General features: G+C 68.2%; 23 protein-coding genes and 1 tRNA gene. 14 read left to right on the top strand and 10 right to left on the bottom strand.

Annotated features, from left to right (window positions below):
- Positions 1–241: 241 nt before the first annotated feature.
- A complete protein-coding gene (locus D5R93_RS09285) occupies positions 242–3382 on the top strand; it encodes a UPF0182 family membrane protein (protein ID WP_119836474.1) in 3141 nt (1046 codons plus the stop codon).
- Positions 3383–3644: 262 nt separating this feature from the next.
- A tRNA-Met gene (locus tag D5R93_RS09280) sits at positions 3645–3718 on the top strand.
- Between the two features lie 80 nt (positions 3719–3798).
- Here D5R93_RS09280 and D5R93_RS09275 read toward each other — a convergent pair.
- On the bottom strand, positions 3799–4005 hold the full coding sequence (locus D5R93_RS09275; RefSeq protein ID WP_120204862.1) for a hypothetical protein: 207 nt from the start codon (positions 4003–4005) through the stop codon (positions 3799–3801).
- Between the two features lie 275 nt (positions 4006–4280).
- On the opposite strand from D5R93_RS09275, the gene D5R93_RS09270 reads away from it, so the two are divergent.
- Both D5R93_RS09270 and D5R93_RS09265 read left to right on the top strand, forming a co-directional pair.
- Complete coding sequence (locus D5R93_RS09270; RefSeq protein WP_120204859.1) at positions 4281–4496, top strand: hypothetical protein; 216 nt, start codon at positions 4281–4283, stop codon at positions 4494–4496.
- Entirely contained in the window at positions 4484–4804 is a 321-nt protein-coding gene (locus D5R93_RS09265; protein ID WP_120204857.1) for a hypothetical protein, read from the top strand. The genes D5R93_RS09270 and D5R93_RS09265 overlap by 13 nt, the downstream gene beginning before the upstream one ends.
- Before the next feature lie 543 nt (positions 4805–5347).
- Here the strand turns inward: D5R93_RS09265 and D5R93_RS09260 are convergent.
- The 6 genes from D5R93_RS09260 to D5R93_RS09235 all read right to left on the bottom strand — a co-directional run bounded on the left by D5R93_RS09260 (position 5348) and on the right by D5R93_RS09235 (position 9426).
- Positions 5348–6265 carry a DNA adenine methylase gene (locus tag D5R93_RS09260; protein WP_120204855.1) on the bottom strand — a complete coding sequence of 306 codons (918 nt, stop codon included), beginning with the start codon at positions 6263–6265 and terminating at the stop codon, positions 5348–5350.
- Positions 6266–6424: 159 nt separating this feature from the next.
- Complete coding sequence (locus D5R93_RS09255; RefSeq protein WP_162933900.1) at positions 6425–7834, bottom strand: hypothetical protein; 1410 nt, start codon at positions 7832–7834, stop codon at positions 6425–6427.
- A 15-nt stretch (positions 7835–7849) separates the two neighbouring features.
- Positions 7850–8227, bottom strand: coding sequence for a ribbon-helix-helix domain-containing protein (locus D5R93_RS09250; RefSeq protein ID WP_120204850.1), 378 nt, complete (start codon positions 8225–8227; stop codon positions 7850–7852).
- Positions 8228–8229: 2 nt separating this feature from the next.
- Positions 8230–8511 (bottom strand): hypothetical protein, encoded by a 282-nt coding sequence (locus D5R93_RS13335; RefSeq protein WP_162933899.1) that lies wholly within the window; start codon positions 8509–8511, stop codon positions 8230–8232.
- Positions 8512–8860: 349 nt separating this feature from the next.
- Positions 8861–9064, bottom strand: a complete 204-nt coding sequence (locus D5R93_RS09240) for a tyrosine-type recombinase/integrase (protein WP_119836469.1) — start codon at positions 9062–9064, stop codon at positions 8861–8863.
- 155 nt (positions 9065–9219) lie between these two features.
- Positions 9220–9426, bottom strand: a complete 207-nt coding sequence (locus tag D5R93_RS09235) for a CsbD family protein (protein WP_119836468.1) — start codon at positions 9424–9426, stop codon at positions 9220–9222.
- A 290-nt stretch (positions 9427–9716) separates the two neighbouring features.
- On the opposite strand from D5R93_RS09235, the gene fumC reads away from it, so the two are divergent.
- From fumC to D5R93_RS09210, 6 genes are all read left to right on the top strand, one after another.
- Entirely contained in the window at positions 9717–11198 is a 1482-nt protein-coding gene (gene fumC, locus D5R93_RS09230) for a class II fumarate hydratase (protein WP_279221340.1), read from the top strand.
- 357 nt (positions 11199–11555) lie between these two features.
- Positions 11556–12395 carry a nitroreductase family protein gene (locus D5R93_RS09225; RefSeq protein WP_119836466.1) on the top strand — a complete coding sequence of 280 codons (840 nt, stop codon included), beginning with the start codon at positions 11556–11558 and terminating at the stop codon, positions 12393–12395.
- A gap of 108 nt (positions 12396–12503) precedes the next feature.
- A complete protein-coding gene (nhaA, locus tag D5R93_RS09220; protein WP_243106688.1) occupies positions 12504–14351 on the top strand; it encodes a Na+/H+ antiporter NhaA in 1848 nt (615 codons plus the stop codon).
- A 362-nt stretch (positions 14352–14713) separates the two neighbouring features.
- Positions 14714–14854 (top strand): VOC family protein, encoded by a 141-nt coding sequence (locus D5R93_RS13330; RefSeq protein ID WP_162933898.1) that lies wholly within the window; start codon positions 14714–14716, stop codon positions 14852–14854.
- A 138-nt stretch (positions 14855–14992) separates the two neighbouring features.
- Complete coding sequence (locus D5R93_RS09215) at positions 14993–17629, top strand: sodium-translocating pyrophosphatase (RefSeq protein ID WP_243106687.1); 2637 nt, start codon at positions 14993–14995, stop codon at positions 17627–17629.
- On the top strand, positions 17626–18699 hold the full coding sequence (locus D5R93_RS09210; RefSeq protein ID WP_119836465.1) for a glycosyltransferase family protein: 1074 nt from the start codon (positions 17626–17628) through the stop codon (positions 18697–18699). The genes D5R93_RS09215 and D5R93_RS09210 overlap by 4 nt, the downstream gene beginning before the upstream one ends.
- An 81-nt stretch (positions 18700–18780) precedes the next feature.
- Here D5R93_RS09210 and acs read toward each other — a convergent pair whose 3' ends face one another.
- From acs to D5R93_RS09195, 3 genes are all read right to left on the bottom strand, one after another.
- The gene (gene acs / locus D5R93_RS09205; RefSeq protein ID WP_243106686.1) at positions 18781–20754 is read right to left on the bottom strand and encodes an acetate--CoA ligase; all 1974 of its coding nucleotides are present in this window, start codon (positions 20752–20754) and stop codon (positions 18781–18783) included.
- A gap of 217 nt (positions 20755–20971) precedes the next feature.
- Complete coding sequence (locus tag D5R93_RS09200; protein WP_205570037.1) at positions 20972–22021, bottom strand: zinc-binding dehydrogenase; 1050 nt, start codon at positions 22019–22021, stop codon at positions 20972–20974.
- 1 nt (position 22022) lies between these two features.
- Positions 22023–22697 (bottom strand): PadR family transcriptional regulator, encoded by a 675-nt coding sequence (locus D5R93_RS09195; protein ID WP_119836464.1) that lies wholly within the window; start codon positions 22695–22697, stop codon positions 22023–22025.
- Positions 22698–22816: 119 nt separating this feature from the next.
- Between D5R93_RS09195 and D5R93_RS09190 the strand changes: the two genes are divergently transcribed.
- Genes D5R93_RS09190 through D5R93_RS09175 form a run of 4 tightly spaced genes read left to right on the top strand, consistent with a single transcriptional unit; the run spans position 22817 to position 26119 of the window.
- Complete coding sequence (locus D5R93_RS09190; protein ID WP_120204844.1) at positions 22817–23704, top strand: ABC transporter ATP-binding protein; 888 nt, start codon at positions 22817–22819, stop codon at positions 23702–23704.
- The gene (locus tag D5R93_RS09185) at positions 23701–24447 is read left to right on the top strand and encodes an ABC transporter permease (protein ID WP_119836462.1); all 747 of its coding nucleotides are present in this window, start codon (positions 23701–23703) and stop codon (positions 24445–24447) included. The genes D5R93_RS09190 and D5R93_RS09185 overlap by 4 nt, the downstream gene beginning before the upstream one ends.
- A complete protein-coding gene (locus tag D5R93_RS09180; RefSeq protein WP_119836461.1) occupies positions 24444–25124 on the top strand; it encodes an ABC transporter permease in 681 nt (226 codons plus the stop codon). The genes D5R93_RS09185 and D5R93_RS09180 overlap by 4 nt, the downstream gene beginning before the upstream one ends.
- The gene (locus tag D5R93_RS09175) at positions 25121–26119 is read left to right on the top strand and encodes an ABC transporter substrate-binding protein (protein WP_120204842.1); all 999 of its coding nucleotides are present in this window, start codon (positions 25121–25123) and stop codon (positions 26117–26119) included. Before D5R93_RS09180 ends, D5R93_RS09175 begins: the two co-directional genes overlap by 4 nt.
- Positions 26120–26229: the final 110 nt, after the last annotated feature.

The raw sequence follows: 26229 nt of genomic DNA, 5'->3' as shown, positions 1-26229 counted from the left end.
CTTGCCTACAGGTGGGGAGGCTGTGGGACGATAGAAACACCGGCCTGCTGGTCGGTGCCCCTGTGCAGACCAGACACGGAGTGTGATTGTGAGCACCCGGAACGAAGAAGAAGAGCCGAGCAACAAGTCAGACAGGTCAGACGAGTCCCGCGAGCCTGCCCAGGATCGTGACTCCGATCGACCCGCCAGGCCTGCGAAGTCCGGCGGGTCAGGCTCGTCGTCAGCGTCTCGGTCCCGATCCATGCCTAGGTTCGGCCCTCCCGGCTCCAGACCCGGATTCGGGCGCGGAGGGCCCCGGCCTCCGCGTACCCCTAGGACTAACGACACCGACTCCGGACGTCGTCGTCCCGGACCACTGGCCCTGACAGCGCTCATTCTCGCGGTGATCGGAGGCGTGATTATCTTCGCCTCCCAGACCTGGACGGAAGTGCTGTGGTATGACCAGCTGGGCTTCTCCCGCGTCATCTGGACCCGGTGGGTGGCCGGGGCCGCCCTGTTCCTTCTGGGCTTCGTGGTCATGTTTGGTGCCGTCTACACCGCGATGTCCCGGGCCTACCAGGCTCGTGAGGTGGTAGTCCCCAGCGACGAGGCAAGCAGGAGCCTGGAGGCCTACCAGACTGCCGTCGAGCCGATGCGCAGGCTCCTGACCTGGGGCATCCCTGCGGTCCTGGGGCTGCTGGGAGCCGCCTGGGAGCTGGTCCCGCAGTGGGACCAGGTGCTGCTGGCCATCCACACCCAGTCCTTCGGTGTCAGGGACCCGCAGTTCGGCATTGACATGTCGTTCTATGTCTTTATTCTTCCTGTGCTCCTGACGGCGCTGGGGTACCTGTCTAACGTGGTCCTGTTCTCGGGGGTGGCCTCTGTGGCGGTCCACTACCTGTACGGCGGTATCTCCGTCTCCCGCCAGCCGCACTTCACCAGGGCTGCGCGGACCCACCTGACAGTGTTCCTCACCCTCTACGCCCTGCTGCAGGGGGGGCGCTACTGGCTGGACCGCTACACCGCGCTGTACGCCGCGAACTCCCGGTTTGACGGAGCGGGCTACACCGACATCAACGCCGTGGTCCCGGCCAGGGCGATCCTGGCGGCGATCTCCATTGCGGTGGCTGTCCTCTTTGTGGCCTCGGTGCGGTCCCGCTCCTGGCGCCTTCCGGTGACCGGAGTGGTCGTCATGGTGGTCTCGGCCCTGCTGGTGGGTACCGCCTACCCTGCCGCGATCCAGACGTTCGTCGTTGATCCCAACGCCCAGCGGCAGGAGGCCCAGTACATCCAGCGCAACATCGACGCCACGCTGGCTGCCTACGGGCTCGACGGCATCGAGACCACCGCCTACGACGCCACGACGACTGCCGAGGCTGGACAGCTCCAGGAGGACACCGAGTCCACGACGTCGATCCGTCTGCTCGACCCGCAGCTGGTCTCGCCGACGTTCCAGCAGCTCCAGCAGAACAAGCAGTACTACTCCTTCCGGGAGACCCTCAACGTGGACCGGTACACGGTGGACTCCGTCAGCCGGGATACGGTGATCGCGGTCCGTGAGCTCAACCTGTCCGGGCTGGGGGACAGTCAGCGCACGTGGGTCAACGAGCACACTGTCTACACTCACGGGTACGGTGTGGTCACCGCCTACGGCAACACGGTCGCTACCGGTGGCTACCCGTCTTTCTGGGAGGGTGGCATCCCCTCCTCCGGGGACCTGGGAGACTACGAGCCGCGTATCTACTTCGGCCAGGCCTCGGCCGACTACTCGATCGTGGGAGGCGATGACGGCGGCACGCCTCGCGAGCTCAACTACCCCGACGACACCTCTGAGACTGGGCAGGTCAACACCACCTTCTCCGGGGACGGTGGCCCTAACGTGTCCAACCCGGTCAACCGCCTCCTGTACGCCACCAGGTTCCAGGAGATGAACATCCTGTTCTCCCAGGAGGTCCGCTCCGGGTCCCAGATCCTCTACGACCGCGACCCGGCACAGCGTGTGGCCAAGGTGGCTCCTTGGCTCACCCTGGACGGCAGCCCCTATCCGGCGGTGGTTGACGACGATGACGACCCCTCGACGCCTAAGCGCGTGGTGTGGATCGTCGACGGCTACACGACGACGAACAACTACCCCTACTCCCAGCACGAGTCCCTGGAGGACACGGCTACCTCCCCCGACGGCAGCGCCGCGCTGCTGGGGGCCCCGGAGGAGTCCAACTACGTGCGCAACTCGGTCAAGGCGGTGGTGGATGCCTACGACGGCTCGGTCACCCTGTACGAGTGGGATGAGGACGACCCGATCCTCAAGGCGTGGGACTCCGTCTTCCCCGGCTCGGTCACGTCGATGAGCGAGATGAGTGCTGACCTCATGGCGCACATGCGCTACCCGGAGGACCTGTTCACCGTGCAGCGCACCATCATGGCGAGCTACCACGTCGACGATGCGGCTGAGTTCTACTCCGGCGGTGACTTCTGGAAGGTCCCGGACGACCCGACGACCTCCGAGGCCGACCTTCAGGACCCTTACTACCTGACTCTGAAGATGCCGGGACAGGACGAGGCCAGCTTCTCGCTGTCCAGCGTCTACATCATCGGAGGCAACACCAACCGCAACGTGCTGACCGGGTTCCTGGCGGTGGACTCGGAGACGGCCACTGGTGAGCCGGGGCAGCGCAACCCCAACTACGGACAGCTGCGGCTCCTGGAGCTGCCTCGCTCCTCCAACGTCTCCGGACCCGGACAGGTCCAGAACATCTTTGACTCCGACCCGGAGGTGTCTCAGACGCTGAACCTGCTGTCCCAGCAGGGCTCGGAGGTGATCAAGGGCAATCTCCTGACTCTCCCGGTGGGAGGGGGTCTCCTCTACGTCCAGCCGGTCTACGTCCAGTCCTCCTCGGGGACTCAGTACCCGCTGCTACGCAAGGTGCTGGTGGCCTTCGGCGACGAGGTCGGCTTCGCTGACACCCTCTCAGGCGCCCTGGACCAGGTCTTTGGTGGTGACTCGGGTGCGACCACAGGTGAGGAGGCCGTGGACGGTGACGCCGGTGCGGCCAATGACACCAACGAGGCTACTGACGGGACGGATCCGACCCAGGACGCCACAGCGGCTCCGGAGGAGACTGCTGAGCCCTCTGCCGAGCCGTCTGCTGAGGCCTCGGCGTCTGCCAGCGGCGAGCCGTCTGCCGAGGCCTCGGCCGCACCCTCCGCCGGCGCCAGCGGGTCCTCCGCCGGGGACCCGCAGGCTGACCTGGACCAGGCACTGACAGACGCGGACCAGGCGATGAGCGACGCCCAGACCGCGATGAGTGAAGGCGACTGGGAGGCCTACGGTGAGGCTCAGGACCGTCTCAACGACGCCGTGAACAGGGCCGTTGACGCCAGGGAGCGGCTCGGGGAGGGCTAAGAGCTTCTCCGGGGCTTCCTGGCGGTGGCCCGGACCTTGGCTGGTCTGTGCGGCCGCCTGAGTCGCAATTGGGCTGCTGTCCGTGGCGGGGGCGGGCGCACCGCGTTGCCGGTGCGCCCGCCCCCGGTCCCTGTTTCTGGCGATACCGCCTGGGCTGGGAGCCGGTGTGCTGTGTAGGAACGGCTTGTGCGCGTGGGTGACCAAAGGCACGTTCCCACGGATTGATCGATTTCGATGCGGGGCGTTAGGATCATTCCACCAACGCGGGGTGGAGCAGTTCGGTAGCTCGCCGGGCTCATAACCCGGAGGTCGCAGGTTCGAATCCTGCCCCCGCTACCGCCCCAGCAGCCCCGGCACCACCAGGTGTCGGGGCTGCTGCTGTTCCCGGCACGTAGGGGGCCGGCACCCAGGCCCCGTCAGCGGCGCACCCCCTGGGCGACCAGCCCGCGCGCCTGGCCCGGGCTCATGGCGGTGCCCTTCAGGATGGCCGTCGCCCTTGAGGCGCACCACCACCACGTCCTCGCCTGCCCCGTGGTGACGCTCATTCTCACCCCGGAGCCTCGCCCCCGGACGGTGACGTCGACGTCCATGCGGGTCTGACCTTCCTGGGGCTCCCAGCTCACCCGACCTCCTTGGGTCCAGGTAGGGGCTGCTCGTCTCGCTCACGCTGTCTCATGCTCCTCGCTCTAGGTGCCAGACCACTGTCGGCCAGGCGCACTCACCCTCGTCGTGGAGCTGGGCGCGCACCCCTCTCGGTGGTACTGCTGTTGGTGCCTCTCGGGGTGACCAGCATGCGAGACGGTCGGGGACGCGGTCCGCATGTGTACGGGTAAGGGACCCATGCCGGGCACCTGCCCGCTCCCAAGGAGGGGCGGGCTCACCTAGCCGGGAGGCAGACATGAGGAGCAAGGACAGCAGCGGGAACGACGACAGGAAGCGCGCTGGGCACGCGGAGCCGGGGCGGCCGTGGCGGGAGAAGGTCCAGGGATGGCGCGAGGCTACGGTGCGGCTCGCACATGATGTCAGGATTGTCGCGGGTGCCACCGGCGTCGTGGTAGGAGCGGTCGGGAAGATCATCCGGCTGGTGGAGCAGGTCTCCCAGTGGCTGGGGTAGCCGCTGGGCGCCTGGTGGTGTGGTGGCGGTTCGGGGTGCTTCAGACCCTGGATGACTACACCTCCTGCCTGCGTCGTGGCGGGACCAGCGTCGCCAGCCAGGTCTTCACCCGGGAGCCGCCGCCCACGGGTGCGGTGGAGGTTGACGCTGCTTTTGCGGCGCTGGCTGACTGGCTGGCCGGGCGTGACGGGTGGCAGGCCCCCGCCTGGGTGGAGGACCCCGGGCGGGTGTGCCCTGCACGCTGGTACCTGCGGGTGATAGAGATCTTCAGGTCGGAGGCCGACGTACAGAGTCCTGAGGCGTCCTGAGGCGTCTCGGCGGCGCGGCACCCTCGTCACCACCCGGTCCCTCGGCGCGGGCATGACCACCGGGGGTGAGCCGTGTCCTGGCCCTCCTCTGACGGGGGAGCGGCTGCTGGGGCTGCTCGGCCTGGTGGAGGGCGGCTCGCCCGGTGAGGCGAGCACGCCGTGCTGCTCGTGGTCGGTAGCGCGGCCATGGCCCTGGCCTACGACGCCGCCCGGCCACACGTGAGGTGAACGACGCAGCCAGGCTGGCGGTGCTGACCGGGATGACCAGGACCGACCAGCTCACGGGCCTGCTGGAGCGCACCTACCCGCCGCGCCTGCCGCTTCCCCGCTACCCGCTGCATCGCCCAGGACGTCACCCAGAAGGCCGCCCAGGCCAGCCGGGCCACCCAGGCCCAGGCAGCCGACATGAAGACGGTCGCCCGGGTGCGCCGGGTCTACCAGGCAGCCATGCCACCACCAGGCCAGCCAACCGCGCGCACCAGGCCCGCCCACACCACCCCAGCCAAGGCCCGGTCCGTGGACACACCCTGTGACCTAGTGGGTTCAACTGGCTGGTGCGGGGCTGGTGATCCAGGTGGTGGGTCTGCCGGGGGTGACCTCCAGGTCCGCGGGGAGGGTCAGGTCGGGGCTGTAGACGATGGTCTCGGTGCCCACGTGCTGGGGGCCTGCGGTGTGGGCGATACTGAAGCGGGCGCACCGGTGGGCGGGGTAGAGGCGGGTCCACACTGTCTGCTGGTCGTCGTAGGTCAGCAGCCACGGCCAGGGGGCGCGGTGGAGAGTGGTGGCCAGCCGGTCGTGGGCGGCGTGGTCGAAGGCGTGCAGGTAGAGGTCGTGGGCCTTGTCCAGGTAGGGAGGGTCGGCGTAGACCAGGACGTCACGGCCGTGGTGGTCCAGGGTGCCCAGGAAGGCGGTGCCGTCGAGCTGGGTGACGTGGACCCGCCCCTGCCAGGAGGCGATGGTACGGATACGGTCCTTGAGGCCAGTCTTGTTGTAGCGGGCGTCGATGGGCCACCTGCCGGCCTGGTCCAGGCCGCCGATGGGGCGGGCGTCGAGGATGCCGGAGCGGTTGGTGCGGTTGAGGAAGAAGGTGGCGAACCCCAGGGCCAGGTCCCGGGCGCCGTCGGGGATGGTGGGCTGGTGGAGAGCGTTCTGGTAGACGCAGCGCTGGTGGTGCCACTGGCTGATGGTGACCGGGGTGGTGTCGATGAGGTGGCACAGCTCCTCGGCGCCGTCCCTGGTGGTGGTGGTGCGCCAGAACGCGGCGATGCCGGGGTTGAGGTCGTTGAGGTGGACGTGGTCGACCACGCCGTCGGCCAGCAGGCGCAGGGCGGCCCCGGCCCCGCCCGCGTAGGGCTCGGCGTAGCGGGCCGGGGCCGGGTCCTGGGCGGCCACCACCCGGGCGAGGAAGGGGGCCAGGCGGGCCTTGCCGCCTGGGTAGCGCAGGGGGGACAGGTACCTCACGGGGTCAAGACTGCCCGTTCCGCCCGCCCGTGGCCACCGCACCCGCCAGCGGCTGGCGCAGGTTGTCGCAGATGGCGGATAGCAGGGGTGTGAGGACTTTGTTGGCGCGTCGGGCGACGTCGAGCGCGGCGGTGAACTGGTAGGAGTGGACGCAGTCGTTCAGATCTCGAAGAAACTCACCTTGCTCGTCGCCGGGCTTGATTGCGGCCCATGCGCCCCGAGCTCGGGGCGGCCCGGCTCCTTTGCGTCGTAGTGAGGGTCCAGGTGCCTCAGCACTACCTTGAGCTTGTCGACAAGCCTGTTCTTCTGGTTCTTGACAGTCAAGTGATGGTGGTTGATGAGCGCGTCGACGGCGAGCTCGAGGGTGACTCGTGCCATGACTGCGCACACCTGGGGGTGGTCGTCGATCTTGAGGTCGGAGCACTCCTTGAGCATCTCCCTGAGCCTGCCGGGCAGGCTCGCCCGGCGCACGTCGGCGTAGAGGTGGGTCTCGCCCTTTCGGGGGCGGTCGTGGTTGCGGGGGCGGGAGGTTCTGTCCGGCTGGAACGGGTCTCCTGCGTCCTGTGCCGTGCTGGAGGGGTGGCCGTGCGAGGTCTCCCCTCCTGGTGCTGCCGCACCTGCCGGTGACGGGGGGCTGCCTGTTGGCGCTGGCCTCTTCTGGGTGTCACCTGGTTCGGCTGCCCGGGCATGGTAGTCGGCAGTGACGTCGGCCTGCCCAATGGTGCGATTCCACAGACATTTAAGTGTGTTGCTGGCTGTTTCCTGGTCGTTGAGGGTGCGGGAGGAGATGACGGTACCTGCTGGTGGGGAGCCTGCTGGTCGTGCTCCTGTGGGGAGCATTCCGGTGAGGAGGGCCTCTATGAAGGGCCTGATCTTCTGCGGGTCGGCGCTGGCGTGTACGGTGCCGTCACTGCCGAGCTCGGCGTTGAGGAGCTCCTTGACCTTCCAGTCGTAGACACGTTTCATGGTGGTGTACTGCTTGCGGCGGGCCTGGTTGACGAGGTCGGCCATCTGGGGGTCTGGCCGGTAGGCCTCCTCCAGCCAGTACCAGAACTCGTTCCACCCCTCAGGCTCGCCCCCGTTGTTGAGCTGGTCCAGGTAGACCATCTCCGGCCCCCAGGGAGCGGTCCCCTCTCCCGCTCCCCGCCCGTGGTGCTTGATCTGGATCCAGTAGCGGGCGTCGGCCCTGCGGTCGAACAGGACGCAGTTGGGACGCTGGTAGCTGTCGTCCGTGGTCGCTGTGCTGCTGATGCGCCTGAACCTGTCGACCCAGTCCGGGGTGGGCGCCCTGCTGGGCCTCTCCAGGAGCCGGCAGGCGGTCAGGCGCCGGTTTCCCTCCAGAACCACTACCTGGCCCTGCTCCTCTACGACCGCCCACGACTGGGTGGGATCCAGGCCGTGGTGGGCGATGCTCCTGGCCAGTGCCGTGATCTCGTCACCGAACTCGGCCAGCAGGCGGCTCATAGCCTCCTTCTCTGAGCGGGCTGGTGGGCGCCCCAGGCGCGAGTTGAGCAGGTCGAGGTGGAGGCGCCTGATCGAGCGCGGTCTTGCCTGGGGCCTGGCGGGCATGTGAGTGCCTTTCGGCTAGAGAGGCGTGGCGTGGCGGGGGTTGTCCTGATGTGTCACGGCAAGGTCGTCGTTGAGGAACTTCTCCAGGGCCTGGCGGATGACGGCGCTGGGGGTCATGTGGTGGGCGGTGGCGTAGGCGTCCAGGGCGGTGTTGGTGTGCTCGGGCAGGCGGACCTGGCGGCGCGCGGAGGCCCCGTGCCCGGTGGCGTGGTCGTGGCCGAGGGTCGGCCGCCCTCCCATGAGGGCGCGTAGCTGGTCCTCGCTGGTGATGGTGCCGCCGCCGAGGGGGCGGCCGACGGGGTGCAGCCGCCCCTGGGCGGCTAGGTCGGCGAGCTCGGCGTCGGTGGTCGTGCTGGGCAGGGTCCCGCCCTGGCGGGAGCGGCGGCTGGTCATGGTTACTCCTCCCACTGTGCGTGTCCGGGCGCGTAGAGCAGCCACCTCCACCGGTCGGTCAGCTCCATGGCGTGGAAGACGACCAGGCGGCCGTCGGGCCTGAGGGCGACCATGACCTCCAGGAGGCTGCGGGACAGGTCGTGGCGGGGGCCGACGAAGACGAAGGTGGTGTCCCCGCGTCGGCCCTCGACCTGCTGCTTGTTGATGGGGTGGAAGATGGCGTACTCGATCTCGGGGTGGGGAACCCCGTGCTTGTCGGCGCTCTCGCTGTAATGGATGGCCATACCAGTATTGTAGTACATAACTTGGGGTGTGTCTACACCGCTCCAGCAGACACGGCGTGGCGTCAGCCAGGTCGGCGGAGAGGGTGTCGACCGCCTGGGTGAGGCTGTCCTGGGGGCGCCCAGGACCAGGGCGGCTGCCTGGGTGTCACCCAGCCTGGTCGGGTCGAGCTGGGTGGCCAGGTCGGGGGGCACGCCGGTCAGCCAGGCCTCCTCCCCCAGGTCCTGGGGGGTGTCCTTCTCCGGAGCCCTTCCCGGAGCACCCAGTGTTCTTGCCGGGGAGGAAGGGGGCCAGGGAAGAGATGGGGGCCGTGCCCAGACCGGTAGGCAGGCACGCCAGAGTCAGCAGGGACTAGGCTGCTGTCTCAACTGCTTTTCTCATGGCGTTGGTGGGTGGTGCGGTATAGCGCTGAGTGGTGGACACAGAGGTGTGGCCGAGGAGGCGCTGGACGGCGAGGATCTGGACGGCGAGGATGTCGCGGTCTGCGCCGTAGGCGGTGGTGGGGAAGCGGTGCCTGAGGGCGTGGAGCGTCCATCCGGGTGGGGGAGCGTCCATCCGGGTGGGAGGGTGCGGCTGGCGAGCTGGAGGCTTAGTGGGGGGGGTGGTGTGTCCACTGCTGTGGGAGGGGCGGGCCCGGTGGGTCGCCGCCTGCCAGAACTCAGTCAGCAGGCGGTGATCCACCGGTGGTGCAGGGACCTGCCGCGCAACGACTACTGCTCGTCCTTCCTGGCCCTGTCCTTCCCGACCCGGTTGGCTACCCCCTGAGCGCTGTCCTTGAGGTCCTCGGTAGCCTTCTTGGCCCTGCCCTCGGCTTGCTGAATGATTCCCTCGGTCTCGGTCTCCTTGTCCCCGGTCGCCTTGCCTATGGATTCCTTGGCCTTGCCCGTCATGCGGTCAAATGTTCCGTTGTCGCTCATGACATTCTCCTTTCACGTGGCTGTCGTGAGCGCTTCCACCGTATCTGCGACTCCCCCTGCGCCGAGGGGCTGTACTGCCGGGTTAATCAGTTCTGTGCCGCTTTGCAGCTTGACGGACAGAAAAGGAGCGGGAGTGGTCGGAAAAGAGAGAAATAGATAGAAAAGAGAGAAAATAATGAGAAAAACGGGTGGGGTGAGGTGGGTGGAGGAGGCGGGATGAGAGCCTGGGCGGGCGACCCTAGGACGCCGGTCCTCGCACCGTGCGCCAGGCTCCGGGGTAGCCTTGGGGCATGCCAGCAGACGCGAAGACACCAGAGAAGAAGACACCAGAGAAGACCTCAGGCCAGCTGAGCCGGCAGGACCCGCCGACCTCTACCCGTACCGAGACCGACTCCATGGGCACCGTCGAGGTCGCCGCTGAGCGCTACTGGGGGGCGCAGACCGAGCGGTCCCTGCACAACTTTGACATTGGCCGGGAGACCTTCGTGTGGGGCCGCCCCATGATCAAGGCACTGGGGGTGCTCAAGAAGTCGGCCGCCCTGGCCAACGCCGAGCTCGGCGAGCTGCCGCGTGACATCGCCGACCTCATCGCCGCGGCCGGTGACGAAGTCATCGCGGGCAGGCTTGACGACGAGTTCCCCCTGGTAGTCTTTCAGACCGGCTCCGGAACGCAGTCGAACATGAACTCCAACGAGGTCATCTCCAACCGGGCCATCGAGATGGCTGGGGGGCAGGTTGGTTCCAAGACCCCTGTCCATCCCAACGACCACGTCAACCGCGGGCAGTCCTCCAACGACACCTTCCCCACCGCTATGCATATCGCGGTCGTCTCCGAGCTGGCGGCCATGTACCCGCGTGTCACCCAGCTGCGCGACACCCTGGACGCCAAGGCCAGGCAGTACGACGACGTCGTCATGGTGGGGCGTACCCACCTCCAGGACGCTACCCCCATCACCCTGGGGCAGGTCATCTCCGGCTGGGTAGCCCAGATCGACTTCGCCCTGGACGGCATCCGCTATGCCGACTCCCGGGCACGCGAGCTGGCTATCGGCGGGACCGCGGTGGGGACCGGTCTCAACGCCCACCCCCGCTTCGGCGAGCTGTGCGCGCGTAAGATCAGTGAGGAGACCGGTATCGAGTTTGCCCAGGCGGACAACCTCTTCGCCGCCCTGGGCGCTCACGACGCCCTGGTCCTGGTCTCCGGTGCCCTGCGCGTCCTGGCGGATGCCCTGATGAAGGTCGCCAACGACGTGCGCTGGTACGCTTCCGGTCCGCGCAACGGAATCGGGGAGCTTATCATCCCCGAGAACGAGCCGGGTTCGTCCATCATGCCGGGCAAGGTCAACCCCACTCAGTGCGAGGCGATGACCATGGTGGCTACCAAGGTCTTTGGCAACGACGCCACTGTCGGCTTCGCGGGGTCCCAGGGTAACTTCCAGCTCAACGTGTTCAAGCCGGTCATGGCCTGGTGCGTGCTGGAGTCTATCCAGCTCCTAGGTGACGCGTGCGTCTCCTTCGACACCAACTGTGCCTACGGTATCGAGCCCAACACGGAGCGTATCCGGGCCAACCTGGAGACCAACCTCATGCAGGTCACGGCCCTCAACCGCCACATCGGCTACGACAAGGCCTCCAAGATCGCCAAGAACGCGCACCACAAAGGCCTGTCCCTGCGTCAGTCCGCCCTGGAGCTGGGCTTTGTCACCGAGGAGCAGTTCGACGCCTGGGTGGTGCCTGCGGACATGACGCGCCCTTCGGCGGCGCAGGAGTAGCACGTGGCTTGAGCGGTGCAGCCCGGGTGTGGATGTGCCCGGTGGGCTGCACCGCTGTGCTCCTGGTCCTGCCGCTTGGCTGGGGCGGTGGAGTGGATTGACGGTCTTCCAGGCCTGTATCAGGGTGCTTCTCCTGGTATTCCTCTCACCGGGTGAGCGTGGTCGCAGGCGTGGCAGATCAGGAATGTTCCTAGCGCTGGGCAGGTTAGGCAGGCGGAGGAGGCCAGACAGTCGGCGTCGTCACTGAGGTCGTGTCCTGTCCCCGGCGTCGGCCACAAGCCGACCCGGTGTCCGCGTCACTGGTGTGTCTGCCTGCTCTGGTCATCCGTAGTCGCTCACACCTGAGGAGTAGTCGTCATGACGCACAACGACGTCCCTGATCTTGTGCCCACCAACGATCCTGAGCCCACCAGCGAGGTCCTGTCCCTGCTGCGTGAACGTCGGTCGGTGCGGGCCTTCAGTGGGGAGCCGGTGCCTCAGGAGGATCTCACCCAGATCCTTCTGGCTACCCGCCAGGCTCCTACCTCCATCAACGCCGAGGGGCTGAGTCTCGTGGTCCTGCGTGACCGTGACCGTATCCAGGCTGTCGCCGACATCGCTGGTGGCCAGCCACAGGTTGCCGGGGCCGAGGTCGTCGTGGTCTTCGTTGTCGACTTCTACCGAACCGATCTGGCTGCCAGGAAGCATCAGCGCGAGCAGGTGGTCCACCGCAGCGCCGAGGGGATTCTTGTCGGCGCGGTGGATGCGGGTATCGCTCTGGCCACCTTTCAGACCGCGGCTCACAGCCTGGGATACGCCACCACCGCGATCGGTGGAGTCCGTAACGACCCGGCCGCCCTCATCGAGCTGCTGGGGCTGCCCGCCCACACCTTCCCTGTGGTGGCCTCCACCCTGGGTGTGGCGGACCGGCAGAAGACACCCCAGGTCAAGCCTCGGGTGCCCCTGGAGTCCTACGCCATGGAGGAGCGCTATGACGCGCAGGCGGTGGAGCATGGCGCCCAGGTCTATGACGAGCTCCTGCGCGACTGGTGGGACGCGCAGGGAATGACCCAGATGGGAACCTGGTCCCAGGACACCTCCTCCATGTACTCCCGGTACTACTTCCCGACGGTGGCTGCCACCATGGAGGCCCAGGGCTTCCGCTTCCTGGACGGACCTGAGGACGCAGCCCCGGAGCGCCCCGCGGCACAGGACTGAGTGGCCGGGCTACCAGGAGGCGTGGGACACATGTGGGACACATGGTGACGAGGAACGACACTGGCGGACGACCGCTGACACGGGCAACGGCATGCTGAAGGGAGCAGTGTGAGCAGGACGGTAGCCGATCTGTCGGACCGGAGGGAGTCCGTCGACTGGTACCTGAGGCGACGGGCCAGGCTCCTGTCCATCCAGACCAATGAGACCTACGCTGCCCTCGCCCTGGCGGCGGCGACCTTGATAGCCCTGGTGTGGGCCAATACCGGTCACAGCTACCACGCCTTCTGGGACACGCCCGCCTCCCTGGCCCTGGGGCCCTTCAGCGTCGAGCTGACTCTGCACGGATGGGTCGACGAGGGGCTCATGGCGGTCTTCTTCTTCATGGTGGGCCTCGACGTACGCCGTGACCTCACCCTGGGTGAGCTCCGCCTGCCCGGGCGCGCCCTCCTGCCAGCCGCGGCTGCTGTGGGTGGGCTGGTGGTCCCGGTCCTCGTCTTTCTTGCCATCGCGGGGGGAACAGAGGGCTCTCACGCCTGGGGAGCCGTCATCTCCACCGACACCGCCTTTGCTATTGGCATGCTGGCCCTGGTCGGCCCCCGGCGTGCCCCGCGGCTGCGGCTCTTCCTCCTGACCTTCGCCGTCATCGACGACATCGGGGCCCTGCTGGTGCTTGCCGTCTTCTACACCAGCTCCCTTGACCTCGTGGCGCTGGCTCTGGCGGTGGCGGGCCTGGCGGGGGTGTGGCTCCTGGCCCGCCGTGGCGTGTGGCGATCGCCTCCCTACCTCGTGCTCGGGATCGCGATCTGGTACGCGCTCTACCGCTCGGGCGTTCACGCCACCCTGGCAGGGGTACTCATCGCCCTGCTCATGCCTGTCTACAACGTGCGCAGGGACGACGCCAACGGGGCGGTGGAGGTGGCCGCCCTTTACCGCCAGGCACCGACCCCCACCGCGGCGATGATCCTGCGTGAGATCCTTGCCTACGCGATACCTCTCAACCAGCGCCTGTCCACGGTGCTGCCGCCCTACGTCAACTACATTGTGGTCCCGCTCTTCGCGCTGGCTAATGCGGGGGTCGAGCTGTCCGGGGAGGCTGTCAGGGCAGCCGCCTCCTCCCGCATCACCTGGGCGGTGATCCTGGGCCTTGTCCTGGGCAAGCTCCTCGGAGTCACCGTCGGCGCGGCCGTCGTGCTGCGCCTGGTCCCCGGTTCTCGGCTGCCTGGGCTTGACCTGCCGCGGATCATGGGCCTGGGAGCACTGTCCGGCATGGGCTTCACCATCTCCCTGCTCGTGGCCGGGATCGCCCTGGAGGACGAGGCGGCCAGTGACCAGGCCCGTATTGGCGTGCTGAGTGCCTCCCTACTGGCTCTGGCTCTGGCAGCCACCATCTTCCGCCTGGGCGACTGGCTCCGTCCGCTGCCCGAGGGCGTGGGCGAGACGCTGCCCCGCCCGGTGGACACTGAGCGCGACATCCTCTTCGGTACCCCGGGCGCGCCCAGCGTCCTGGTCAACTACGCTGACGTTACCTATGAGGACCGGTGGCGGCTCGTGGAGGCCTTGTGGGCGATCGAGCCCATGATTACCTCTGGTGAGGTACTCCTCGTCATGCGCCACAGGGTTACCGGTCCGGACTCCCTGCTGGCTGCGCTGGCCCTGGAGGCCGCCTACGCCCAGCGCCAGTGGACGTCCTTCCATGACAGCCTGGCGGCCCTGCGCGGCGAGGTCACTGAGGAGCGCATCACACAGACCGCCCGTGAGGAGGGTCTGGACGTCGATGCCCTGCTGGAGCGCGTGGCCAGTGCCGTCGACGAGCCGAAGGTGCTGCGTGAGACCCTTGAAGTTGACGGGCTGACCGAGGAGGAAGGCGCCCCGGTGGTCTACCTCAACGGAAAGCGTCTTCACGGGGTCTTCAACCGCTGGACGCTGACAGAGGCGATCCGCGGGGAGGGCTCCTGAGCCCGACGGAGGGCGTCTGCTCTCCCTTACCTCCCTTGCTGTCGCTGCAAAGGACCTCCTTTCCCGCGGGTGCGGAGCAGCCTGGCAGCACCGAGAACTCTGCAGGGTCCGCCCTGCACGTACCCTCTGCGCCGCCTGTGCCCGCTGGCTGACGTCCACGTCCCGCCGCGTCCTAGTAGTCTCTCGCAGCTTCCGATGGGACTACCTGGGTATGGTGGCAACCGAACAGGTCAGCAACGAGGACCACCTGCCCGCGTGACCCCGGCACCCGGCGGCTGGTGCTGACGGGGCGGGTGGTGGCCGGGCGGGCCGGATACAGGGCTCCTTCGCCCTGGCTGACCGCCAGCCTGTGACCGCCGCTTGTGAGCGAGTTGGCTTTGCGGATGTATGAGGCTGGGGTGCGTGTCGGCGACGGACCCCACACTACTGGTGACGGCTGCTACGAGGTCGCCTTGCTGGACCCGGAGGGAGACCGGGCCGAGGTGATCGCCGGGGACTACTGAATCTTCTCGCGATGAAAGAGCAGCCCCCTCTTCCGAGTGACGAGTATCACCGTTAGACTGCGGGTAAGGCAGCGGGACAGCCCGGTCCCGTCCTGCTGACAATCAGGTTTCCAGGTTTCCAGGATGCAGCGAGATCATATGCCTTCCACCCGTGGGGCCGCCGACTCCGACCCCGACCTAGTCCGTTCCCTCCTTTCCCGCGTCCCCAGGCCCGAGCCGACGCTGCCACCAGGCGGACGACGACGTCGTTCCTTCTGTCGTTCCAGGTTGGCCCCCTTGCTGGTGCTCGTGCTCTGCCTGGTCCTGCCCGCCTGCTCGACGGACCCTGATGCCTCCGGGGCCTCAGGAAGCCCACACGCCCAGGACGGCCTGGGCGGAGGAGAGGCCAGCCTGGTCCTGCCGGACCTGTCGGCGGCCCGGGTCGCAGGCCTGGACGGCCGCCTCCTGCTGGTGGCAGGCATGCTCGTCTGCCTGCTGGGCCTGGGCTTCGGCCTGGCCACCTTCCTCCAGCTGCGGCGCCTGCCCACCCATGCCTCGATGCTGGAGGTCGCCGAGCTTATCTACTCCACCTGCCAGGCCTACCTAGTGCGTCAGGGAAGGTTCCTCCTGGTCCTGTGGGCGTTCATCACCACCGTCATCGTCATCTACTACAGGGCACTGGTGGGCTTTGGCTGGGGGCGGGTCGGTATCGTCGTCGTCTTCTCCCTGCTGGGCATGGGCGGGTCCTACCTCGTGGCCTGGTTCGGTATCCGGGTCAACACCTTCGCCAACGCCCGCACCGCCTTCGCCTCCCTGCGGGGCAGGCCCTACCCCGTGCACCGCATCCCCCTGCGTGCGGGCATGAGCATCGGTATGGTGCTTATCAGCCTGGAGCTGCTCATGATGCTGGTCATCCTGCTCCTGCTGCCCGCCGACGTTGCCGGGGCCTGCTTCATCGGCTTCGCCGTCGGAGAGTCCCTGGGGGCCTCCGCCCTGCGTATCGCCGGAGGCATCTTCACCAAGATCGCCGACATCGGTGCGGACCTGATGAAGATCGTGTTCAAGATTGACGAGGACGACCCCCGCAACCCCGGGGTCATCGCCGACTGCACGGGAGACAACGCCGGGGACTCGGTGGGGCCCAGCGCCGACGGCTTTGAGACCTACGGTGTCACGGGCGTGGCCCTGGTGACCTTCATCCTCCTGGCCGTGGAGGATCCTGGCCTCCAGGCCACCCTGCTGGTGTGGCTTTTCACCGTGCGCTCCGCCATGATCCTGGCGGCCTGGGCCGCCTACGCCGTCAACAGCGCCTGGACCCGGGCGCGCTACGGGACCGCGGAGCGGATGAGCTTTGAGACGCCTCTGACCACCCTGGTGTGGCTGACCTCCCTGCTGTGCGTGGCGCTGACCTACCTGACCACGTGGCTCGTCCTGGGTGGCCTCGGCACCGGGCTGTGGCTGAGGCTGGCCACCATCGTCACCTGCGGCACCGCGGCCGGGGCCCTCATCCCCGAGCTGGTCAAGGTCTTCACCTCCACCAGATCTCGCCACGTGCGTGAGACCGTCACCTCCTCACGGCAGGGCGGTGCGAGCCTCAACATCCTCTCTGGCGTGGTGGCGGGCAACTTCTCAGCCTACTGGCTGGGTATGACCGTCGTCGGGCTCATGACGGCCGCCTACCTGCTGGGCTCCCAGAGCCTGGACGAGTACATGCTCGCTCCCAGCGTGTTCGCCTTCGGCCTGGTCGCCTTCGGCTTCCTGGGGACGGGACCGGTGACGATAGCCGTGGACTCCTACGGGCCGGTCACCGACAACGCCCAGAGCGTCTACGAGCTCTCCCGCATCGAGGAGATCGAGGGCATCGACGCCGAGCTGCGCCGAGGCACGCAGGCCAGTCCGGGCCTCGAGCCCCGGTGGGAGCGCGCCAAGCTCCTCCTGGAGGACAACGACGGGGCCGGGAACACCTTCAAGGCCACGGCCAAGCCGGTCCTCATCGGGACCGCGGTGGTGGGGGCGACCACCATGATCTTCTCTATCATCATCGGGCTGACCGACCACCTGCGCACCGGCATCGAGAACCTCTCCCTGCTCCACGCCCCCTTCCTCCTGGGGCTGATCACCGGGGGAGCGGTGGTCTTCTGGTTCTCCGGCGCCTCGATCCAGGCCGTGACCACCGGTGCCAACCGGGCGGTAGCCTTCATCCGCGGCTCCATCCACCTGGACGCCGGGGCGCAGCGGGCCAGTGTCGAGGACTCGCGCCGAGTCGTGGAGATCTGCACCCAGTACGCACAGCAGGGGATGCTCACAATCTTTCTCGCCGTCTTCTTCGCCACCCTGTCCTTCGCCTTCATCGAGCCCTACTTCTTTATCGGCTACCTCGTGTCCATCGCGCTCTTCGGCCTCTACCAGGCCATCTACATGGCCAACGCCGGTGGTGCGTGGGACAACGCCAAGAAGGTGGTCGAGGTGGACCTGCACATGAAGGGAACCGCGCTGCACGACGCCTCCGTGGTGGGTGACACCGTGGGAGACCCCTTTAAGGACACCTCCTCAGTGGCACTCAACCCGATCATCAAGTTCACTACCCTCTTCGGGCTGCTGGCCGTCGAGCTGGCGGTCAGTCTCCGGAGCCAGGGAGCCGGCTCCCTCGTGACCGCCCTGGCCGCTGTGTTCCTCCTGGTCTCGGTCGTCTTCGTCTACCGTTCCTTCTACGCCATGCGCACCGGCGGCTCCCCAGCCCTCGACGACCTCCAGGAGCACGAAGAGGCTCTGACAGAGCAGGAGACCCCGTCATGAGCATTGTCATCAAGCGCGACGACGTCGTCATCAGCGCGGACGGCCAGGTGGCTGGCCATGAGGCGGGCGACACCCTGGTGCGGCGTCTGCTGCGCATCTTCCCGGGTTCCGTCCTGGTGGGCCCGGTAGCCAGGCGCGGGACCAGCCGTGGCACCAGCGGCTTCGACGTCCTGCCACTGGGCATGATCGACCCGGCTCACAGCGTGGTCATCAACATGGACGTCGTGGACTCCCCCCAGGTCTACCTGGCCCTGGCCGGGGGCTCGCCCAGCAGCCAGGTGCCACGGATCATGAACTTTGTCTGGAGACCGGTCGCCTCCGGTACCGACGAGGTGGCTACTGCCGCGACGGCTCTGTCCTGCGCCCTGTTCCCCACGTTCGCCAACTCCGAGCGCACCGCCTCCGAGATCCGCGAGCTGGTGCAGCGATGGGCCGTCCAGCCCCTGGCAGAGAAGGCTCGCCTGTCCTGGGTCAACCTGGGGTTCCGCCTGGACCACATCCAGCCCCGCGACCCGGCTGATCCTCCGGTCGTGCTCTACCCGGCTATCTACCTGTCGCGTAACAAGAGGCCGGACCTCTTCCTTGAGGTAGTGGACCGTGTCCGCAGACAGGTGCCGCTGAGGATGGAGATGCGCCTGCACGAGTCCCACCTGGTCTCCGAGCGTGCCATGGCTGTGTCCCGGCGGGACTGGGCGTGGGTGGGACCGCTAATGGCCACACGTTCCTCCTACTGGCAGGCCCTGGCGCGCACGACAGCCTTCCTGGCTACCGCCCAGGAGGAGTCCTACGGGCTGCTCTACGTGGAGGCCCTGGGGGCGGGTGTCGTGGGTGTGATGCCGGACCGCCCCTGGGCGCGGGCACTGGTGCCCCAGGGCTACCCGTTCCTCTACCGTGACGCCGCCCAGGCGGAGGAGATGCTGGTCCGTGCGCTGCGTGCCCCGCAGGCGTGCCGCGCCCAGATGGACGAGTGCGCGGACGGCTCCTTCGCCTCCTGGATCGCGGCCCACCACTCTGACGATGCCTTTGACCGGGCTGTCGTCCACCGGGTGCAGGAGTGGTTCGGCACCTAGGACCGGGGCCGGGCCGGAGCCGCAGGCCGCAGGCACGGAGAAGGAGCTGCCTGCACACTCTGGACGCGGGCAGGCAGGACCCTAGTCGGCGTCCAGGGTCGTCAGGTCGCCCTCGTCCTGGCCCAGAGCCCGTGCCCGCAGGACTCGTCGCAGGATCTTCCCCGAGCGGGTCTTGGGCAGGCTCTCAGGGAAGTCGAAGGAGTCCGGCTTGGCGATGGGGGACAGGGTGGCTGCCACGTGCTCGCGCAGCTCGGCCTCCAGCCTGCGGGTGGGTTCGGTACCGGGCAGAAGGACCACGGACACGTGAACGGCGTGCCCCTTGACCTCGTGCGGCAGACCCACTGCGGCCGCCTCGACTACCGACGGGTGGGACACGAGCGCGGACTCCACCTCCGCAGTACCCAGGCGGTGGCCTGAGACCTTGATGATGTCGTCGGTGCGCCCGATGATCCAGAACCATCCGTCGGCGTCACGCCTGGCTGAGTCTCCTGTGTGGTAGAGGCCGGGGTACTTCTCCCAGTAGGTGCTCACGTAACGCTGTGGGTCACGGTAGAGCGTACGCATCATGGAGGGCCAGGGATGCCTGAGGACCAGGTTGCCCTCGACTCCGTCGGGCACCTCGTTGCCGTCCTCGTCCACGACTGCTGCCTCCTGACCGAAGACAGGACGGCCTGCTGCCCCGGGCTTCATGGGCATCGACGGTACCGTGGTGATCTGGAACATGCCGGTCTCCGTCTGCCACCAGGTGTCGATGATGGGGCACCGCTCCTGGCCCACGACCTGGTGGAACCACGCCCAGGCCTCGGGGTTGAGCGGCTCCCCTACGCTGCCCAGCAGCCTCAGGCTCGATAGGTCGTGGCGCCTGACCCAGGCCTCGCCGAAGCGCATGAGCGTGCGTATCGCCGTGGGGGCAGTGTAGAAGGAGGTGATCCCGTAGCGCTCAATGAGGTCCCACCACCGGTCGGGGTAGGGGTAGGTCGGGTTACCCTCGTACATGAACGCTGTGGCTCCGCACAGCAGGGGGCCGTAGACCAGGTAGCTGTGCCCGGTGATCCACCCCGGGTCCGAGGTGCACCACCACCGGTCCTCGTCATGGATGTCGAAGCAGTCGTGGAGGGTGACGTAGGTGCCGACCATGTAGCCGCCGTGGGAGTGCAGCACCGCCTTGGGCTGTCCGGTCGACCCTGAGGTGTAGAGGATGAACAGGGGGTCCTCGGCGTCGAGCTGGAGGGTCTCGCAGCGACCCTTGGCGACAGGCATCTTGCACAGCTCGTGGTACCAGTGGTCCCGGATCGGGTCCATGGTCACCTCGCTGCCCGTGTTGCGTACGACGATGACGTTGTGCACGGTGGGGGAGAAGCGCACTGCCTCGTCGATGATGTCCTTGAGCGGGAAGACCCGGCCGTTGACCCATGACCCGTCGGCGGTGACGACGACTGTGGACTCGGAGTCGTCGATCCGGGCGGTCAGGGCCTCGGAGGAGTACCCGGCGAAGACCACGGAGTGGATGGCCCCGATCTTGGCGCAGGCCAGCATGGTGAAGACGACCTCGGGGATACGGGGCAGGTAGATGGTCACCACGTCGCCCTTGCCCACTCCCATTGCCTTGAGGATGTTGGCCATCCTCTCCACCTCCCGGCCGAGGGCGAAGTAGGAGAAGGTGCGCACCTGGGAGGTGTCCTCACCTACCCAGATGAGGGCCAGCTTGTTCTTGCGCGCCGTACCCAGGTGCCGGTCGACGGCGCTGGAGACGATGTTGGTCCGCGCTCCCACGAACCAGCGGTAGAAGGGCGCCTCGGTGTCGTCAAGGACCGTGTGCCACGGGGCCGACCACTCCAGCTCCTCGGCCCTGCGTGCCCAGTAGCCCTGTGGGTCGCCCAGGGCCTCCTCCTCCAGCGCCCTCCAGTCGCGGACCCAGGCGTTGTCTGCTGCCTGCGCAGGCGGGTCGACAAAAGACCGGTTGCTGGACGCTGACGACGCTGACTGCTTGTGCGTACGTGCCATGATGTGCCCCCTCAGGGTTGTGGTGACGTCCTCGCTGACGTCTTGGCTCACGTTGTCCTTGGTGCTGTCCCTGGCGCCGACTCTGGCTGTGTCGCTACCACCCCGTTAGCGCTGACGCTGCCGTGGCGTGGGCGCACCGGGCCGTCAGCAGCCGGGCTGGCAGGGTAGTGGCAAAGACTACGTGACGAGGCGGGTATCGCGCGACTGCTGTTGGTGAGCGGCAGTGAGCCGGAGGTCGCCTGGTGCACCGGTGACCGGCATCAAGCCCCTAGGCCCAGGGAAGGCCGACCAGCTTGCCGATGTGGGTTCCTGCGACGATAGCGCGGTGGGCGTCTTGTATCCGTGACAGGGGGTAGGGGTGGATGGGGAGCAGGTCCAGGCTCCCTGTTGCAATAGCGTCCAGCACCCGCTGGAGCTCGCCCTGGGGGAGGGACTCGGCCCCGCCCGAGTAGGTGGTGAGCCTGACCCCGAAGGGGATCCAGTCCAGGGGGTAGAAGTCGGGAATCGTCCAGCTGTCGGAGAGCATGCCGGAGAAGCACACCGTGCCGTGTACGGCAGTGGCCTCCAGGGAGTCGCGCAGGGTGGGCACGCCTACCAGCTCCAGGGCGGCGTCCACACCCTGGGGCGCCAGCTCTCGTGCCCGGGAGGCGACCGCGCCGTCGTCGAGCAGAGGTGTCACCCCGCGTGAGGCCAGGAGATCCAGTCCCTCCTGGCGCCGGGAGGTCGCCAGGACCCGGCAGCCCTTCTCCAGTGCCAGCGCGGCGGCGGCCAGGCCCAGCGCCGAGGTCCCTCCCCGGACCAGCAGTGTCTGGCCGGGGCGCAGGTCCAGGCCCGTGGTCAGGGATCCGTAGGCGGTCTGCAGGGTCTCGGGGACGGCTCCGATGATCTCCCACGGCAGGTCGGAGCGGAAGGTGAGGAGCTGAGAGCGGGGGACGACAACGTACTGGGCGTAGCCTCCGTCGAACTGACGTCCCATGCCGCCCATGAGGGCGGCGGCCTGGGTGCCGGGTGCGAGCTCGCCGGAGGGGTCCAGGTCCACTATGCCCGTGGCCTCGATGCCGAGAATCCGTGGGAAGGTCATGCCCTCGGCAAGGCCTGTGACCGAGTGGTACTCGCTGCGGTTGAGGCCGAAGGCCATGACCTTGAGCCGGACCCACCCCTGCGGCGGGTCCGGGACGGCCAGCTCGGTCACCTGCAGGTTCTCCACGGAGCCCGGCTCGCTGAGGCGTGCGGCCAGCATCGTGGCTGGTGCCGTGTCCTGCCCGGAGGTGCCGGCCGTGGTGGAGGAAGGGGTGGAGGAGGTATCTGATGAGGACATGTCACGCGTTCCTTGCTCGGGTGGCTCGGGTGGCTCGGGTGGTGGCCGCGCGGGTGCGACGGCCGGACGGGTGGCTGGTCCCGCTGACTGCGGTGCCGGTGGTAGCGGTGCTGTCTGTGCCGGGCGTGGTGCGCCCGGCCGTCGGGTCCGCCGCTACCGTTGTGCCCGGCTCCTCCAGCACCTGTCTGAGCCAGGTGATCTCCGCCCGGCGGGCGGCGCTGGCTATCGTGATCATGCCCTGCCGGTAGGGGTCTGCCTCCTCGGCCTGGCGGCGAGGCCGCCCGTCGTCGTAGAAGAAGGCCGGAGGGGTCTGCAGAACCTCCATGCGGCGGCGCAGCACCTCCCGCTGCTCCTCGGGGGGCAGGCGGGACAGGAATGCCAGGACTGTGAGGAAGCGCGGCTGCGACTCCAGGTCGGCCCCGCTGGTGTCGCGCAGTATCTGGTGAAGGCGGGAGCGTCCTGACTCGGTGATGGTAAGTGTGCGGCGGACCCGGCGGCTGGTGCCCGCGTCCTCACGTGTCAGGTAGCCAGCGGCCTCCAGGCGGGACAGGGCGGGGTAGAGGCTGCCTGCGCTGAGCCTGGTCCCCGGCCCTCCCAGCTCAAGGATACGGCGCCGCAGCTCATAGCCGTGGAGGGGGCCGTCATCAAGGAAGCCCAGGATCTGCAGGTCAAGCACGACACTACGATACATCAAAATATATCGTATCGACATAGAAGCCGATACCTGGTACGGTTCCTGCCACGCAGTCGTCGGGGGCAGCCTGGCGACGTCGCGAGAGGAGGACGCTGCCTCTCATGAGCAGCACCATCGAGTTCAGGTCCGTCACGAAGCGCTACCCTGGCCACAGGGGAGGACGTCGTGCAGGAGAGGGCGCCCTCGCCGTGGACTCCTTCTCGGCCCGGGTCGCCGCCGGAACCACCACCGTCCTGCTAGGTTCCTCAGGCTGCGGCAAGACCACGCTCCTACGCATGGTCAACCGCATGGTCGAGCCCAGCAGCGGGGCGGTTCTTGTTGACGGTGATGACGTCGCGGCCAGCGACGCCGTGAGCCTGCGCCGCCGTACCGGCTACGTCATGCAGAGCGCGGGCCTGCTGCCCCACCGCCGCGTCATCGACAACATCACCTTGGTGCCCCGCCTCAACGGCCAGGACAGGAGCCGTGCGCGTGACAGGGCGCTGGAGCTCATGGACGTCCTGGGGCTGAGCCGTGACCTCTCCGAGCGCTACCCCCACCAGCTCTCCGGGGGGCAGGCCCAGCGGGTCGGGGTCGCCCGGGCGCTGGCCGCTGACCCCGGCATCCTGCTCATGGACGAGCCCTTCGGCGCCGTGGACCCCCTGGTGCGCCGTGAGCTCCAGCAGGAGCTGCTCCGTGTCCAGCGCGGCCTGGGCAAGACGATCCTGTTCATTACCCACGACGTGGACGAGGCCCTGGCGCTAGGGGACGAGATCATTCTCCTGCGCCAGGGTGCCCAGGTCGCCCAGAGGGGCAGCGGGACCGAGCTGCTGACCACCCCGGCCGACGACTTTGTGGTCCGCTTCCTGGGGCTTGACGACACCGACCGCCGCCTACGCCTGGAGGAGCGGGCTGAGCAACGGGTGGTCCTGGACGAGGCCGGGCGGGTCCTGGGTCGGCTGGAGCCTGCGGCACCTGAGCCCTCCCGGCCCCTCGGAGCGCTGCCGTGACCTGGTTCCTCGCCAACATCCCCACGATCCTGGGGTACCTCACCGCGCACCTGGCCCAGGCCCTGCCCGCCGTCGTGGCCACGCTGGTCCTGGCCCTGCCGCTGGCCCGGCTGGCCCAGCACACGGTGCTGCTGCGCAGACTGCTCGTGGGGGGATCCTCCCTGCTCTACGCCGTCCCCTCCCTCCCGCTGCTTATCATCCTGCCCCTTATCCTGGGGACCGGTGTGCGCAGCGTGGTCAACGTCGTGGTCGCCCTGACCCTCTACGGGCTGGCGATCATGGTGCCTGCTGCCGTGGACGCCCTGGACGCGGTAGACCCCCGCGTCCTCGATGCGGCCACCGCCATGGGGGTGGGGCCGGTGCGCCGCTTTCTCACCGTCGAGCTGGCGCTGGCCGGCCCGGCCGTCCTCACCGGGCTGCGGGTGGTGTGCGTGTCCACCATCTCCCTGACCACGGTCGGCGCCGTCCTGGGTGTGCGCAGCCTGGGGTGGTTGTTCACCGACGGGTTCCAGCGCGGCATTCAGGCTGAGGTCCTCGTGGGCATCCTGCTCACCGCAGCCGTGGCCCTGGTCCTGGACCTCCTTGTCCTGGGGGCCGGACGGGTGCTCATGCCCTGGACCGTCGCCGGGGCAGCGACGGGCGCTGCTGGGGAGGACGCCTCCGCTGCCGCTGCTGACGTTATCGGCAGCCGAGGTGGCGAGACCGCTCCTCGCGCGCCGGGGGGCGCGGGGGTGCAGTCATGACTCTCCTGCTTGAGGCGCTGGCCTACCTCCTCAGCCCGGATAGCTGGTCGGGGAGGCTGGCCCTCGGCACGCTCCTGACTCAGCACGTGGGCTACTCCCTCATGGCGGTGGGACTTGCCTCGCTCATCGGGGTTCCTGCGGGCTGGTGGGTCGGCCACAGCGGGCGCGGGACCACCTGGGTCCAGGGCCTGTCCGGCGCAGTGCGCGCCCTGCCTACCCTGGGGCTGGTCACCCTGCTCGGTCTCCTTCTTGGCATCGGGCTTGCCGCACCCATGATCGCCCTGGTCGTCCTGGCCCTGCCCAGCGTCCTGGCCGGGGCCACGAGCGGTGTGCGCTCCGCCGACACCGGGGCCGTGGACGGGGCGCGCTCCTGCGGCATGACCGAGCTGCAGGTCCTCACCCGCGTCGAGGTCCCCCTGGGAGCCCCGCTGCTCGTCGGCGGCCTGCGCTCGGCTAGCCTCCAGGTCGTGGCCACGGCCACCCTCGCCGCCTACACCGGGGCCGGAGGCCTGGGGCGTCTCATGTTCCTGGGGCTCAGGACGCAGCGCTACGACATGATGCTTGCCTCGGCGCTCCTGGTCATCGCCGTGGCACTGGCCTCGGAGACCTTCTTCTCCCTCCTCCAGCGCGTCCTGGCCCCGGCCAGCGTGCGCCGCAACCGAAAGGAACAGCCATGACAACTTCCCCCGGCACGGGGGCCAGCAGCCTGCCTGGTCCTGTACCTGCCTCGACGGAACCAGCCGTACGGTCCGCAGTGAGCCGCCGCCGTCTCCTGGGCGGCGGCGGTCTTCTCGCGGCTACTGCGGTCCTGTCCGCCTGCTCCGACTCCGACCCTCTGGCCGGGGGCACCGGGGCCTCGGCCCCCGGTGACGGCACGGTCGTCGTGGGTAGCCAGCAGAGCGACTCCAACGAGATCATCGCCGAGCTCTACGCCCAGGCCATGGAGGACGCCGGGCTCACGGTCAGCCGGGAGTACCGGATCAGCCAGCGTGAGACGTACCTGAGCGAGCTGGAGTCGGCAAGTGTGACCGTCATACCGGAGTACAGCGGGAACCTCCTGCAGTTCTACGACTCCCAGACGACGGCTGGTGACGCCCAGGCGGTCCAGGAGGCGCTGCCGGGTGTCCTGCCCGAGGGCCTCATGGTCCTGGAGGCGGCCCAGGCCAGCGACCAGGACTCCTACACGGTGACCAGGGACTTCGCCCAGGAGCACTCTCTGACCTCGATCGGGGACCTGGCCACGCTAGGTCGTACCGTCAGCGTCGCCGCCAACTCGGAGTTCGAGGAGCGTCCCTACGGGCCGGAGGGCGCCAAGGAGATTTACGGGGTGGACGTGCAGGTCCAGCCGGTCGAGGACTCCGGCGGCCCGATGACGCTCGCTGCCCTCCTGGACGGCAGCGTGGACGTCGCCGACATCTACACTGCCGACCCCGCCATTGAGGCCAACGACCTGGTGGTCCTGGAGGACCCGGAGGGGCTGATCCTGCCACAGAACGTTATACCGCTGGTGGCTAGCTCCCTGCCGCAGGCAGCCGTCGACGCGATCAACGCAGTCTCGGCCCTGCTGACCACCGAGGAGCTACGTGCTCTGACCACCCGCTCCAGGGATGAGCAGCTGGGCTCCGATGTCATCGCCTCCTCCTGGCTGGCGGACAAGGGGCTGGTGGCCTGAGAGCCGACGCTGGTACCACGTGCGGTGGCGGTGGTCAGTGTCCCCTGCGGTCAGGGTGGGGAGGTTCCAGGCTCCGAGGTGACCTCCGGCTCTGGATGCGCCTGGGGGAT

Origin of the sequence: Actinomyces lilanjuaniae (assembly GCF_003606385.1) — a bacterium.
GTDB lineage: Bacteria > Actinomycetota > Actinomycetes > Actinomycetales > Actinomycetaceae > Actinomyces > Actinomyces lilanjuaniae.
Note: the sequence above shows the minus strand (reverse complement) of the source record. Positions and strands in the feature narration are given on the sequence as shown.

Bases quoted from the DNA above. Each gene is read 5' to 3' on its own strand.
- D5R93_RS09175 (WP_120204842.1), top strand. From the start codon at position 25,121: ATGACAACTTCCCCCGGCACGGGGGCCAGCAGCCTGCCTGGTCCTGTA.
- D5R93_RS09200 (WP_205570037.1), bottom strand. From the start codon at position 22,021: ATGTCCTCATCAGATACCTCCTCCACCCCTTCCTCCACCACGGCCGGC.
- D5R93_RS09180 (WP_119836461.1), top strand. From the start codon at position 24,444: ATGACTCTCCTGCTTGAGGCGCTGGCCTACCTCCTCAGCCCGGATAGC.
- D5R93_RS09240 (WP_119836469.1), bottom strand. From the start codon at position 9,064: ATGGACGCTCCCCCACCCGGATGGACGCTCCACGCCCTCAGGCACCGC.
- D5R93_RS09270 (WP_120204859.1), top strand. From the start codon at position 4,281: ATGAGGAGCAAGGACAGCAGCGGGAACGACGACAGGAAGCGCGCTGGG.
- D5R93_RS13335 (WP_162933899.1), bottom strand. From the start codon at position 8,511: ATGGCCATCCATTACAGCGAGAGCGCCGACAAGCACGGGGTTCCCCAC.
- D5R93_RS09250 (WP_120204850.1), bottom strand. From the start codon at position 8,227: ATGACCAGCCGCCGCTCCCGCCAGGGCGGGACCCTGCCCAGCACGACC.
- D5R93_RS09285 (WP_119836474.1), top strand. From the start codon at position 242: ATGCCTAGGTTCGGCCCTCCCGGCTCCAGACCCGGATTCGGGCGCGGA.
- D5R93_RS09210 (WP_119836465.1), top strand. From the start codon at position 17,626: ATGAGCATTGTCATCAAGCGCGACGACGTCGTCATCAGCGCGGACGGC.
- D5R93_RS09215 (WP_243106687.1), top strand. From the start codon at position 14,993: ATGCCTTCCACCCGTGGGGCCGCCGACTCCGACCCCGACCTAGTCCGT.
- D5R93_RS09190 (WP_120204844.1), top strand. From the start codon at position 22,817: ATGAGCAGCACCATCGAGTTCAGGTCCGTCACGAAGCGCTACCCTGGC.
- D5R93_RS09255 (WP_162933900.1), bottom strand. From the start codon at position 7,834: ATGCCCGCCAGGCCCCAGGCAAGACCGCGCTCGATCAGGCGCCTCCAC.
- fumC (WP_279221340.1), top strand. From the start codon at position 9,717: ATGCCAGCAGACGCGAAGACACCAGAGAAGAAGACACCAGAGAAGACC.
- D5R93_RS09235 (WP_119836468.1), bottom strand. From the start codon at position 9,426: ATGAGCGACAACGGAACATTTGACCGCATGACGGGCAAGGCCAAGGAA.
- D5R93_RS09225 (WP_119836466.1), top strand. From the start codon at position 11,556: ATGACGCACAACGACGTCCCTGATCTTGTGCCCACCAACGATCCTGAG.